This is a genomic window from bacterium (assembly GCA_035454885.1).
Lineage (GTDB): Bacteria > UBA10199 > UBA10199 > JACPAL01.
On the sequence record DATIGE010000003.1, the window covers coordinates 66650 to 80501 of the forward strand.

Below are 13852 nucleotides of genomic sequence, written 5' to 3' on the forward strand. Positions count from 1 at the left end.
CCTCCACACCAAAGGTGCGATTCGGAATTGGATTTTTTAGGAGGTTCGAAACGTGTTAGACGAAATCCGCAGACACGCCGCCAACTGGGTCGTCAAGGCCACCTTGGGCGTCATCATCTTCACCTTCATCGCCTTCTTCGGTTGGTCGAGGGTCGCCAACCGCTACCAGGACGCCCACCTCTACGTCGCGAGCGTCGGCGGCCAAGGCATCCCGCGGAAAAAATACGAGAATCTGATGCAAGAGACCGTCGAACGTCTGCGCCAGGACATTTCCGGTAATCTTCCGGAAAACATGGAGGAAATCCTGAAAGGGAACGTCCTCGACCAGCTCGTCACCCGCGAGCTCGCCGCGCGCTACGGCCACGAACTCGGTCTGACGGTCTCCGATGAAGAGGTGGCTGAATTCATCCGCAACAACACGGGCCTTTTCGCCGCCGGCAATTTCGACCTCAAGGCCTATGAAAACAACTTTTTGCCCGACTACCGCCGGCGCAACGGCGAGGACTTCGAAAACGCCGTCCGCCGCGACCTCCTCATCGAGAAGACCCAAACGGTCGTGACGGCCGCCTTCGGACCCTGGGAGAGCGAGCTCGACCGATCGCTCGAGGAAAAATCCTCTTCGATCACCAGCACCTCCCCAATCGACCTCTTCGGCGACTGGCTCGAAATACAGCGCCAGAAGACCAAGATTGAAACCTACCGGTAAAGAGGCCTCCGTGTCCTTTCTCACCGAGCTGAACCAAGCGGGCGGCCGCGTTTTTGAAGTCGGCGGAACCGTCCGCGACCGCCTGCTCGGCCGCGTCTCCAAGGACAAAGACCTCCTTGTCACGGGCTTGAAACTCGACGCGATCACCCGGATCCTGCGCCGCCACGGCGAGGTCTTCACCGTGGGAAAAAGTTTCGGCGTCCTGAAATTCCACCCGAAGGACGCGCCGGAGACGGAGTACGACTTCGCCCTGCCGCGCAAGGAGACGTCAACCGGCGCGGGTCATCGGGATTTTCTCGTGGATTTCGATCCCGAATTGCCGGTTGAAGTCGATCTCTCCCGCCGCGACTTCACCATCAATGCGATGGCGATCGAAACGAGCACGGGAAAGCTTCTCGATCCCTTTCAGGGCAAGGAGGATCTCGAGAACCGCATTCTCCGCATGGTCTTCGACCGCGCCTTTGAAGAGGACCCTCTCCGGCTCCTGCGCGCGGTCCAGTTCGCGGCCCGTTTCAAGCTCGCGGTCGAACCGGCGACCTTCGAGGCCATGAAGAAAAACGCGGACCGGATCCGCACCGTCTCGCCCGAGCGGGTGAGCGAGGAGATCCGCAAACTCCTCTCGGCCGAGAAGCCGTCGGAAGGCTTCGTCCTCATGAGGGACACCGGCCTCCTGGGCCCCCTCCTTCCGGAGCTCGCGGAGAACGTGGGCGTCGAGCAAGGCAACAAGGCCGACAAGGACGACGTCTTTCTTCACACGATGAAGGTCCTGGACGCCTCGCGAAAGGACGAGGCGATTCCGATGGCGGGGGATCTCGAGCTCATGCTCGCCGCCCTCTTCCACGATGTGGGCAAGGCGCGCACGCAGCGGTTCGACGCCGATAAGAACCGGATGACGTTCTACGGCCACCAGATCCTCTCCAAGCGCATGGCGCGGAAACGCATGAGCCATCTGAAAATGACCGTTTTGGGCGTCAATCCTGAAAACGTCGCGCACTTGGTCGAACACCACATGTTCCAGACCAAGGCCCACTTCAACGACCGCGCCATCCGCCGGTTCATCAACAAGGTGGGGCCCGATCAGATCTTGAAACTCGTGGATCTCCGCATCGCCGACAACCGCGGCGGCAAGTACCCGGAGGGCATTAAGGGGGTGCTCCGCCTCCGGCGAAAGATCCAAGACGAGCTGGAGAAGAAGACCCCGTTCGGCGTGAAGGATCTGGCGGTGCGCGGGACGGACCTGATGGCCCTGGGGATCCCCGAAGGCCCGGGGATCGGGCGGATCCTGAAAGAGCTGATCGAATACGTTCTGGACGATCCGGAAACCAACACGAAGGAGGCCCTCCTTGACCTCGCGAAAAAAATCCTCGAAGGCAAAGCCCCGCCCCGTCAAAAAGAAGAAAAAGACCCCTTCGCGCCGGAAGAAGAAGGCGATCATTGAATTCGGCGAAGCCGAATTGGTCACGGAGGTCTGGTCCACGATGGAAATCCAGGCCCGGGAGAATCCGGCCGTCGCCCTCCTCCATGAACGCATGGAGGGGAACCTGACGCTCGTCGGACTCACCGGCGGCATCGCCTGCGGCAAGTCGACCGTTTCCGGAATTTTAAGGGAAATGGGATTGCCGGTCATCGACGCCGACCAGATCGCGCGGGACGTCGTCCGCCCCGGAGAACCGGCCTATGACGAAATCGTCGCGGAGTTCGGGAGGGAGATCCTCGCCGGCGACGGAACCCTCGATCGCGAAAAGCTGGGGGCCTTGGTTTTCGAGGACGACGAGAAAAGACGGCGCTTGGAGGCGATCACTCACCCCGTCATCTTCCGCGCGATCGCCCAGGAGGTGGCCCGGCTGCGCCTGGAACGGAATCCGAAGACCATCGTCGTCGACGCCGCCCTTCTCTTCGAATCCGGACTCGCCGGCTGCATGGACAAAAACGTCGCCGTCACCCTGAGTGAGGACCTTCAGCTCAAGCGCCTCATGGAACGGGACCATCTCGACGAAACCGCCGCGCGGCTTCGCATGGCCTCCCAGATGCCGTCCGCCGAAAAGGCGGAAAGGGCCCACCTCCTCATCGACAATTCCGGCACACGGGAAGAGACCCGGGGGGCCGTCCGGGCGCTCTTTGCAAGCCTCTGATCGTGATGTTCGCGATCCAGTCCTTCAGCGGGTTTTTCTGAGGTAGGTCTGTTCGACGAAAAGCCTGAGGCTCAAAAGCAGCCCGTAAGGGCTTACGGAGGACGCGAGGCGCAGAAACCCCTCCTCGCCCGAGGCCAGCCGCAGGAGAATTTCTTCGAGGTAGGCTTCGACCTCCGACGCGACGAAGTTCAGGTAGCGCCAGGCCAGCCCTCTCTCCTCGATTTGCCGGACGTGGAGGTATTCGTGGCGCAGGTTGGCCGCGACGTCCCTCTCGCCCAGGGAGTCGAGCATCAAAAAGCGCTTTTCGGGATCCCCGAGCAGGGGGTGCTCATAGGCGGCTTCCACCGCCGAGGCCGACGACGTCCCCTGGGCCCTCGCCTTTTCCACGACGTAAGCCCGCAAGGCCTTGACCGAAAAAAAATCCGTCCTCAGATCGCCCGTCTCCGGATGGAGCCTCGCCGCGAGCTCCCGGGCGATTCCGTCGTCGTAAATCCTCGCCAGGGCGCCCAGGCGCTCCGGACTCCGCGTGTCCCCATGGACGGCCGAAGCCCGCACAAGGTCCTCCCATCGTTGCGTCCGTTCCTCCAACGGCCGGGCCAAGAGCCTCTCCGCTTCGCGCCAAAAACGCAGGACCGACGCGGCCAGCTCAGGATCGTCCAGGAACCCCGTGTGGATCGTCCCGCGGATCTCGTCCGCGGAACGGGCGCGCAGGGCGCCGCCGGAGTCATAGCCCGCCTTCACGAAGGGGAGACCGCCGAACTCGAAGACCTTGTGCTCGCAGCTTCGGGGCGGCGTCCGCCGCGAGAGCACGTGAAAGAGCCGGTTGAGCCTCAGATAGGCCGTGGCGTGCGACGGCGCCGCGCGCAGCTCCCCGGCCACCGACGGGGCCAGGCGCGGATCGGCCAGGGCCGTGAGAAAAACCCCGGGAATCTCTCCGACGGGCGTCGGGTGCGCCTCCGAAAACCCGTCGGGGTGCACCAGACAGCGGCGCTTCCAATCGACGGTCCCGACAAAGCGTTGGAGGACCCCTTTGAGGTCCCCGGGAAGCCCCTGGCCGTCCAGGACGACGCAGGCTCCGGCGGCGCCGGCCGAGAGTCGGGCCGGGGCATCGACCAACCGGAAGCGCGGGCCGAAGCCCGGCCCCTCGCAAAACCTTTCCAGATCCGCCAGGGAATAGGAACGTAACAGCAGGACGGAGAACCTCTCCCAAAGCGCGTCTTCGCCGCTCCGGAGGACGGCCTGGGCGATCTCGTGGCTCAAGTATTCGTGGAGGGAATTCGCCGACGGATCGCCGGCGTCCATCCGCTCGAGTCGATCGAGGATGCTCCGGACGAAGGGCGCGAGCGGGTGCGCCGCCCACAGGGCCGGCACCGCGGGCGGCTCCGAACGGGGGACGGAGGCCACCGTAGCCGTCCCTTCCCCGGACGCCGGCGCCGGAAGCACCGGGGACGCGCCCTCCTGCGGCACGCCACAAGGCGGCACCAGGACGGGCCAATGTCCACCGATGAACGGGTACGACGGCATCCCGTACACCATCGGGGACTGACGTCAAAAGTTGCTCAGAAATCAGCTGCTTTCGAGTCCTAGGGGGTCCTCTCAAAGGCGACGACCGCGGCGCTGATATTGTCCTGCTTGAAGCGGCCGACGATGGAGGGATGGTCGGTCGCCGCGGGATTCGAGAGGATCAGGCGGCCCGTCGTGGGACTCACAACCGCCGGATCGGGAATCACGCTCCCGTCGGGCCGGGTCACGCCGCGCACGACGAAGGCCGTTCCCCCCGCCGGGATCATGAAGTAGTGCTCCTGAGCGCCATTGGGCCCCGTGTGGCTCTGGTAGGGCCAAATGGGGAGATCGGACGGGGGATCGGTGGCCACCCCGTCCATTTCCAGCGTCATCTCCCGGTACGCCCTCCGAAACGTCGACTGTGTGATCGCGAACGGCCGTCCTTCCCGGTAGGCCATGCGCGCCAGGCTGCAGCGGATCAACGCATCGCGCATCAAGGCGTCGCGGATGCCGTCCGGCGAGACGTCGCCCGTGCGCCGGATGTAGGCGTCGACGACGCCCATCATCTCGGCATGGTCGATGTACTGTTCCGAGAGCCCGTCGGACATGGGGATGGCGAGATAGATCCGCCCCGGCTCGGTGTTGATCCAGTCGGCTGACTGGACGCCCTCCATCGACTGGCCGTGAAGCCCCAGGGCGGTGTCGACGACGTTCGAGTCCGGATCGAGGCGGAGCGTCCGCTCGTATCCCAGGACGACACGCCCGTCGGGGAGCGTGGGAAGACGGTACGCGTGGCCCTGCATAAAGGACGGTCGCGTGGACCAGTAGTCCAGGCGCAAGCCGGAGGACCGGTCCGCCGGGAGGCTCATGACGACCACCTCACCGTCCCCCACCGTCCGCGCCTCGATCCTTCCGTCGGTATGCAGGTGGACGCCTGCGAACACCGCCCCACCCCGCTCACGGCGGGCCTGGTTGCTCTCGAAAATGTCGAGGTTCATCGCGTCGACGATGTCGCCCAGGCTCATGCCCGAATCGACCCCGTCCTCGAAGGCGTGCCGGCCGATCTCCGCGGACCTCTCGCCGCTGGCGTGTCCGCCCATGCCGTCGGCGATGCCCGCGACGACGCCGCCATCCGCAGACATCCGGTAAAAGGCGCGATCCTGGTTCTCCGGGTATTTGTCGATGATCCCCCGGAAGGAGGCGAAGGCCACGATATTCCCGTCCGACTCCCGCCGCCTCATCCAAGGCTCCCCCATCTCCAGTTCGGGTCCCGGGGGCAACGCGACGCGCCTCGTCGTCTCCAGGGGATCGACAAACACGAACGAATCGCCCGCCAGGAGATTGCCCGCCTCGGGGACTTGAATCACGTCATTGGCCGCGATCGGCGCCCACGTTGCGACGCTATTGCCGTTCACGATCAGCCCCGACGAACCCGGCGTGACCGTTCCGTCGGCGTTGAGGGCTCCGTTGATCACGATCCAGCCCTGGGAGGTGTAAACGATGGTCGCACAGACCGGCTGCGCGCCCGGCGGGACCAACCCGCCGCTCAAGACCATGTCGGCGCCCGGGGCGCGGCTGATCACGAAGGGCCTCCCCGAATTCGCGTCGGGAATGATCGGAACTCCGGAGGCGAGCGGCACGATGGAGGAGGCGCTCGCCCTCCAATGGCTGGGGATCGGGGCCGGAGGCGCCGCGCCGGCCCCAAGAGCCGCCAAGGCATCCGATCCGGACACTCCCGGCCCGGCGATCAGGGCGCCGGAAAGGCCGCCCACGGAAAGAATCGGCATCGGCCGGAGGACCGTAAAGTCTTCCGCCACGTCCGGGACGCGCAGGTCCATCGGCCCCGCCGGACGCATCAGCCCTCCGCCTCCGGGTGGTCTCGCGCCTCCGCTCATGGGCCGGTCACCTCGACGAAAAAGCGAAGCTCCCTCGGCTCCATCGTCCCGTCGGGACGGCGAATCTCCACGCTCTGGGTCACGATCAACCGGCTCGGGTTGCCGGGATCGCGCCGGGCCGTCATCGTCGCCCATTGAGCGGGGGCCTCGGGCGTGTAAAGGATGTTCTCGGTGACCTCCATGGGAACGGCCACGTCCCCGCGAACCGGGTCATGGTAGGTCGCCGTGTCCCCATAGGTCATTTCGATCGGAAACTGCACGGGCGGCTCGCCGCTGTTAATTGTCGTCTCCAGGAAATCGAGGAACTCGCCGGCGTCCCCCGCGACGCGGAGACTGACGCCGTGCGACGCCGCCCCGGGGGCCGGCGGTCCCACGACCGTCGAATCCACGAGCCGGAATCCCAGGACGGCGGATGGAAAGATGCTCGCCTCCGTCGGTCCGACGCCGGCGATCCACGACGCCGACTCGAAATCGACGCCCGGATGCCCCCGCATGTAAGCCTGAACGCGTTCGTCGGTCGCGCGCGCGACCATGTCGGTGTTGAAAGGACGGAAAAAACGCCGGACGATGCCCCCGAGGATTTCGCTTTCCTGGTGATGCGCCTCAAAGCGCCGCACGACGCCGGTCTGGTGACGCAGGAGGGCGTAGGTTTGCGAGAGCAGGATTTCGTCGGCGGGCGTCGGATCTTGGATCGCGAGCAGCCGCATCAACTCCCTGTCGAGGGCGACGAGATTGACGTCCGCGCGCGGGTCGAGGGCGAGCGCCGCGTCGGCGACCATCCGCCGGTACTCCGGGGGATAAGCGTCCGGATTCGCCTCGATCGCCGCCGCGTCCCTCAAGAGATGCCTATGCCACTCGGAGCGGTGGTTCGTCTCGGTCTGTCCCAAGAGCCTCAGCGTCTCCATGCGCATGCGCGCGAGGTCCCCGGTCGCGGGCGTGAAGACGGCCCGGTTGACGATGTCGGCGAAGGCCCCCGAGCTCGCGCGGGCCGCCAGCGGCACGGGTTCCGCCGCGCCCGAACCGGTCCGCCGACGGACGAGAGGGATGACCGCCGTCTCCTCCTCGCCGCTGCCCGCCAGGGCGCGCTCCTCCGCGAGGGCGGGGTTATCGGTCACGACCGTCACCTCGCGCGTGGCCTGAGAACGCAGGAATGCGAGATGGTCGGAACTCATGACGACGGTCCGCTCCAAGTCGGGCGCAACGCTCGCCTGCAAGAGCGGATTGAGTTGCGAGGACGGCATGACGACCGTGTCGCCGAACCCCAACGCCACCATGGCGCCCGCCAGGGCGTCGCGCGAATACGGGACCGTCCAGTCGGTATGGGGATCGCTGAGGGGCTGGCCGGTGACCGAGGGCAACACGGCCCCGGGCCGGAAGAGCGGATTGTCGGCGGGGACGTCGGTCCCCAAGCGGGCCAATTCCCCGAACCCCGGCTCAATCCCGAGCCCGCCGCCCAGCGCAAGATCGGCCGAAGCGACACCCGGCTCGACGCGGGCCAGTCCGCCAGGCTCGACGCGAGTCATGTCATACGAGCGCGGGGGTTCGATCGGTCTGATTCCACCACCGCCCATAGGCCTCCCCATGCAAGACAAACGAATCCATGGGGTGAACTTGCAAGGAGAATGCCAATAAATGAAAATTTAGAGTAATTATAACTAGTCGATATTATTATATTTATATTATCATGTTGGGGCTTGAAGTCGTTGACAGATCGATAAGAGGGTTATTCATAACCCCCCTGTGATTACGTCGGAAGTTCCCGGAAGCGGAAGAAGAGTTGCTCGACCAAGATCGTGAGACCCGCCTCGAATCCCTGGGGACTCAACGACGAGATGACGTCGTAAAGCCTTCGGTCGCCGAAAGAGAGCCGGAAGACGACCTCCAGGGCGTACGCCTCGCGCTCGGCCAGGGCCAGATGCTGTTCGATCCAGCCGGTTGGGTGGTTCCGCGCCTGGCCGATATGGACCCATTCATGAAGGGCGCGGCAGGCCATTTCATAGGAGAGATCGCTCTTCAAAAGAATTTCGGCGCAACCCCGAGGGCCGGAGGGAAACCGGTAATGCGAATCGACTCCGTCCGGCGCATGGCGGTAGGCGTCCTTCATGATCTTCCGGAACGCCGTCTCTTCCTGCACCGAGACGCTCACGGTCTTGCCCAGGGCCTCGGCCAGGAGGCGGGCCTCCCGAATCGGACTTGAGGAGACCCAGTCCTTCCATTGATTCGAAACGGGCCGGCGCGCGCGTGCGGACTCGGGGTCCTGTCTCAGGGCCTCCTCGATCTGCGCGCAAATCTCCGAGAGACGGTCCCGCCCGCGAGGCCGGAATTCCTCCACCTTGTGCTCCATCTCCCGGCTCATGAGGACATGGGCGAGCCGGCTCATGCGAAGAAACCCCAACGGCTGAACGGCCGAGGTCCGGATCGCCTCCTCCGTGCGCCGGGAGAATTCGGGATGCTCGAGGCCGTAACCGAAGGCCTGCACGAACTCGAACGCGTCCGTGGAATAGACGTCGGAACCGAGGCCCGCGGCCGGGGCCTTCCCCTCCATCTTGGCGACCACCGTCCCCAGAAAGCCCAGGATCTCGGAACGCACCGCGCGGAACGCCCGGTGGCTCTGGATGATCCCGGCCGCGCGGGCGTAGCCGAACGTCTCCGTCGACGGGGCCGGCGCGCGACCGGACAGCCCGAAGGCGACCCGCATGTTTTCGCTGAGCGCCAGCTCCTCCAGGGCCGCGACGCTCCTCGTCTCTCCCCGGCCTCCGCCCATGACGGACAGGAAAAAGACGAACGACGCGAGATCGCGGTTCTTGAGGACGGCCTCGAGGATCTGATACGCGAGAAATTCGAAGTAGGTATTCTCGCCGTCCTGCCACGGCTCGAGTTGAAGCAGACGGTCCAGGTGCCAGGAGGCCTCGGCGTAGAACGGCCTCTCGTCGGCCTTCGAGTCCCGCATCATTGAATCGTAGTGAAACGCGAGAGGTCCGCGCCGCTCGGACAATCCCTCGAGACTGTTCAAGATCGATCCCGTCCGGTCATCAAACGTCCGCGGCACGGCTGGAGGCGTAAAGGCCGCGACCGAGCGCGAGGCCGCGGCAGGGATCGATGCGGTCCCAGCCGTCACACGGAAGGCGGCCGGCATCAAGCTGACGAGAAGAGGCCCAGGCATCGGGGCCTCATCGGCGGATCAGGGGGAAAGTTGCTTTTTCTTGCTGAGTAAGAAAGCGAAGGAACCCGCTGAAATAACTGGGGATTCACTAATGGCCCGGGCTGCGATTCACCACGCGTACTGGAATGCGGACCCAGCCACCGTCCTCGCGGGGGTCGTGGTAGAGTTCGACGGCGTTGCCGACGATGGCGATGTCGTCGGTGGTCAGAACCCCGAGCCGACGGAGCTCCCCGACCGTCGTGGTCACGACGACGCGCCCTTCGGTGGCGTAGTTTTCGGCGACGGCGATCCCGTCGGTCCCGACGCCCCAATAGGTCATCCCGTCCAGATTGGCCTTCATGACGGTCGTCGTCGCGCCTTCGCGGACGCCGCGCCCGCTGGTCCTAAAAACGGGGACGTCGTCCGGGATCAGCTGCAGGGAAAGATTCTGCAGAACCGCCGACAGGCTCGCCCGGTCCCCGGGGCTCATTCCGGCCTCCAGGGTCGACACATCCAAACCGTACCGCGCCAGAACGGTCCGGACCGCGTCCGTCAGTTGATACCGGTTGCGGTAACCTTCGCCGCTTGCGTGGATCTCGGCCGCCACCTCCCAGCGCAGCTGCATGACCAATGTTCCGGAACCGGCCGAGCGGTCGGTGAGCAATGACAAGATGGACCGAACCTCGGCCCTGCGGGCCTCCGGGACCATCGAATCGACACGACCCAGGAACGATTCGAGACTTTCGCTCCCCGGCATGTCCATCTCGAGCTTGATCCTCACGCGGGTGAAGGGATTCGGGTCGTTCAAACAGAGTTCGACCCAGCCGGGCGCGCCTTCTTCCGTCCGTGCGTCCACGACGATCGCGCGGCGTGCGGCGGCGGGATCGGGAGTCGCATCGTCAGCCGGCGTGTAGAACGTCATCGCCCCCTCCCCGAGGCCGGAGGCGGATCGGGTCCTCCCGAAAAATCCCAAAAAGCCCTCCCAAGCGCGCGCGAGGAATCCCCGCGCCGGTGCGGCAGAGGGGAACGCGGCGTCGGGGACCAGGGCCGAGACGTCCGGGGGGTTCAGCACGCCCGGCATCGGATTCGCGCCGTCGATCACCGGAGGGATGTCCGGAGGCAGTGTGCCTTCCCCAAAACGCGCCAGGGCGGAGTCACCCCCGGAAGACGTCAGCGGGTCCACGGCGAACGGGTCCCTGACGATCTCCCCGCCCGAGACGAGCGGGCGGTCGATCTCGATGCGCGGCAATTCCCCGGGTGCGCCCGGCCTAAATATCGGCGGTCTTCCTCCTCCTCCCATGATTCTCCTCGATCTAAGGTGTCACGACCTGAGACACCGGAACTCCTGCGGGGCGCGTCGCGCGGACAGAACTCGCGGGGATCAGACGGATCGTCTGCGGCTCGGGCATGAAGGCGTTGGCGAGGATCGGCACCTCGATCATGCCGTTTGAATAGACGCGGACGTTCGCGCGGTCCGCAAAAGGATAATCCCTGAGGAGCGCCTCCAGGTTGTCGGCGCCCGAGACCCGGCGCTGATACGTGAAGGTCGTCCCGTCCTCACCCTGCAGGCGGACGCCGAAACGATTGCCGTCTCCGAACACGGTCTGGTTGATCTCAGCGGCCCGCCCCAACATCTCCAGGGACTGCAGGTAGCGCTGGTTCGTCCCGTACTCGGCGAGCATCTCGGGCGTGCGCCGGCCGGGCTCCACGAGGGCGATCATGTCCTGGCGATGCTGGAGGATCTCCGAATCGCGTCTCCGGAACTCGGCGTCCAGCAACAATTCGCGATTCGGCCTCCCGTCCGGCAAGAACAACCGGTCGGCGTAGTCGCGGCGGAAGGCGGCGATGTCCCGGTTATAGGCGCGTTCAATCGCGTCGTACTCGACCCTCCGGGCCTGGGCGATGAACCCGCTGTGGTCGCCGCCCGTCCCGCTGATCGTGTGCGTCAGAATGAGCGGTCCCATCATGAAGACCTGGGTGCGGAAGCTCGTCACATGCCGGAAGGCCGCCCCGGCCGGGTCTGGAACGCCCCGATGCGCCAGGTCCGCGGCGGTCTTGAGGAACTCGAGGGTCTGAAAGGCCGCGTACTCGGCGCCGAGAGGGCCCGCGGTGCTTAGGAAACGCGCGAAAGCGCCCTGCATGATCTGCTGCTTCTCCAGGTCGATCGCGGCGCGCAATGCCGGACTCAGCTCGGAGGGAGCGACCGCCGCGGCTCCCTGGGCGAGCACGATCCCCCCGCCGCGCGAGGCGATGTTCCGCACGGCGATGGCCTCGACGGCCGCGTCGATCACGAGCCCCATCCCGCGCGCGGCCAGGGAACCGGCGCCCATGAAGGCCATGTTGATCAGAAACTCCACGCCCACGCCGTGCTGCAGGGCCTGCTCGCCCAAGATGAGCGTCGTCAGACTCCGGTTGACGCCCGTCATGACGCCGGAGGCGAGCGCGTAGGTGCCGAGCGTGGCCAGGCCCCTCTGGGCGCCGAGGCTCAAGGCCGTCCGGCCGAGCACGGCGCGGAGCCCCAGGTTGCCCAATTGCAGGAGGGAGACCTCCCCCGTTGCGACCGCTCCGCCGCCGACGATGCCGGCCGGGATCGCCTCGAGGAAAAGGGGGATGGTCGCGAGCACGATCGTCGAGACGAGAAAGATTTGGTTGAAGGTCCCCGCGTTTTCCGCCGCCTCGCGCAGGACGTCCTGTTGGCGCACGCCCTCCATCTGGCGGAGGAGCAGACGGCCCTGCGCGACCTCCGCGGGGTCCGAAGACGTCAGCATCGTCCGGATGCCCTGGTACTCGGTCCGCATCCGCGTGTATTCCTCGCGGCTCTCCGCGGAGACCTGCCGGTGGGCATCCGCCGCCCCGATGGGCGCGCCCGCCAGCACGCCCAGGATGTTCACCATTTCGTCCCGTTCGCGGACGACGCCTTGCTGTTCGGAAAAGCTCGCGATGCGCGCGTCGACCAGACGGAGGGAGGCGGCCTGGTCGATCCTTTGCGCGAGCTGCCGGTAGGCCGCCAAGCGGTCGGCGTAGGACGCCGGCCCCGCCGTCACGAGGGTGTGAAAGTCGGCACGGATCGGCGCGATGTTGTTCTCGGAGGACGGCAACCGCTCGATTTGATCGAGCAGGCGCCGGATCCCGTCCTGAACGTTCCGTTCTTCTATCGTCTGGAACGTCTGGGTGACGGGGGCCAGGCGCGAGGCCGCGAGGCTCAAGTTCGCCTGCGTCAGGTCGGCGCCGCCCAGGTTTTCCAAATACGCCACAAGGTTTCGGGCCTCCGGGAGCTGCGCCTCCAGGTCGCTCCGCAGCGGGCGGTCCGAACCGCGCGCCCCGGAGAGAAGGCTCTCGAAACGCTCGCCGCGCCGGACCATGAGGCGGCAGGTATCGAGGAGCATCGTCCTCTGCTGATCGAGCGGTATCGGCGGAACCCGGCGGGCAACACGCGCGTCGTATTCGGTCAATGCGGTCACGAGCGCGGGGTATTGTCCCATCGCCTGGAGCCCGTCGGTTGTGTGCAGCGAGGCGAGCCCCGCCTCGTTGCCGCCGGCGAGCGTCCGAGTCCTCTCGTGGGTCGCGATCCGGTCGAAGAACGTCTGGAGATTGAGATCGGTCGTGAGTCCTTCCAGTTCCCCGCTCAGCCCGTTCAGGAATCCGATCGTATCGGGATTCGGGGGACCGATGAGGCCCTCGTCGTAGACGGCGTTCTGGGTGCGGAAGTGATCGAAGAGACGGTCGGCGTAATCCGCCACGGCGATGTCGTTCGCGTCCGTCGAGCCTCGGAGGGAGCCGTAGGTCTGGACGACCGAGAGAGACCGAAGCCGGTCGGCCGGCGGGTGCCGCCAGGGATCCAACTGGGCGTCGGTGACGCCGTCAAAATTCAGTCGATAGGCGATCTGCGAATCGGACGGCGGCGGCGGGTAGAGCGATTCAATCCGCCGCCGGACCAGTTCCCGCCTCTCCTCGGCGCGCGCGTAGCGCTGAAGGGCCACGAACAGGCGCCTCCCCTCCTCGTATTCGGCGGCACGCGGCGGATTGGCCGCACCTCCCAGAAGCTTGTCCAGGGCCTCCCTCCGGAGCCGGTCGACGTCGGGACGGCGAATGGTCAGGGCCGAAAGTTGATCCACGGTCGTCCGGATGGACCGCAACCGTTCCAAGCGTTCCGTCGTCTCTCCCAGGGCCGGACCGTTGACCGTCCGGGCGCGCAGCTCCAGATCCAGGATTTCGGAGTCGACGGCGCTGACACGCGCGTTGTCGGAGAGGAGCGAAAGGAGGCTGCCCCAACCTTGGCCCATGTGCAGGTAGGAGGACGCCATCCCCAGCGTGCGGAACTCGCTGACGGGACCCCCGGGAATCGCAGCCGCCGTGCCACCCCCGCCCGGAACGGGTTGGTCCTGCACCACGTTGGGATCCCGCGGGGGATTCGCGACGACGGACCGGCCACCAGGCGCCGGCGTTGTATCGGGACCACCCATAAAGAGGGCGC

General features: G+C 65.8%; 9 protein-coding genes. 3 read left to right on the plus strand and 6 right to left on the minus strand.

The window, feature by feature from the left end; genetic code table 11:
- Positions 1-52: 52 nt before the first annotated feature.
- From VLJ37_00370 to coaE, 3 genes are read left to right on the plus strand one after another with little or no spacing between them, the layout of a single operon-like run.
- Positions 53-706, plus strand: a complete 654-nt coding sequence (locus VLJ37_00370) for a SurA N-terminal domain-containing protein (protein ID HSA58127.1) — start codon at positions 53-55, stop codon at positions 704-706.
- Between the two features lie 10 nt (positions 707-716).
- On the plus strand, positions 717-2144 hold the full coding sequence (locus VLJ37_00375; protein HSA58128.1) for an HD domain-containing protein: 1428 nt from the start codon (positions 717-719) through the stop codon (positions 2142-2144).
- Entirely contained in the window at positions 2050-2838 is a 789-nt protein-coding gene (gene coaE / locus VLJ37_00380; GenBank protein ID HSA58129.1) for a dephospho-CoA kinase, read from the plus strand. The genes VLJ37_00375 and coaE overlap by 95 nt, the downstream gene beginning before the upstream one ends.
- A 24-nt stretch (positions 2839-2862) precedes the next feature.
- Here coaE and VLJ37_00385 read toward each other — a convergent pair whose 3' ends face one another.
- The 6 genes from VLJ37_00385 to VLJ37_00410 form a co-directional block, all read right to left on the minus strand.
- A complete protein-coding gene (locus tag VLJ37_00385) occupies positions 2863-4362 on the minus strand; it encodes a hypothetical protein (GenBank protein HSA58130.1) in 1500 nt (499 codons plus the stop codon).
- A gap of 59 nt (positions 4363-4421) precedes the next feature.
- The gene (locus tag VLJ37_00390; GenBank protein ID HSA58131.1) at positions 4422-6236 is read right to left on the minus strand and encodes a hypothetical protein; all 1815 of its coding nucleotides are present in this window, start codon (positions 6234-6236) and stop codon (positions 4422-4424) included.
- Complete coding sequence (locus VLJ37_00395) at positions 6233-7807, minus strand: hypothetical protein (GenBank protein ID HSA58132.1); 1575 nt, start codon at positions 7805-7807, stop codon at positions 6233-6235. Before VLJ37_00395 ends, VLJ37_00390 begins: the two co-directional genes overlap by 4 nt.
- A 173-nt stretch (positions 7808-7980) precedes the next feature.
- On the minus strand, positions 7981-9399 hold the full coding sequence (locus tag VLJ37_00400; protein ID HSA58133.1) for a hypothetical protein: 1419 nt from the start codon (positions 9397-9399) through the stop codon (positions 7981-7983).
- 88 nt (positions 9400-9487) lie between these two features.
- Positions 9488-10627, minus strand: a complete 1140-nt coding sequence (locus tag VLJ37_00405) for a hypothetical protein (GenBank protein ID HSA58134.1) — start codon at positions 10625-10627, stop codon at positions 9488-9490.
- 64 nt (positions 10628-10691) lie between these two features.
- Positions 10692-13841 carry a hypothetical protein gene (locus VLJ37_00410; protein ID HSA58135.1) on the minus strand — a complete coding sequence of 1050 codons (3150 nt, stop codon included), beginning with the start codon at positions 13839-13841 and terminating at the stop codon, positions 10692-10694.
- Positions 13842-13852: the final 11 nt, after the last annotated feature.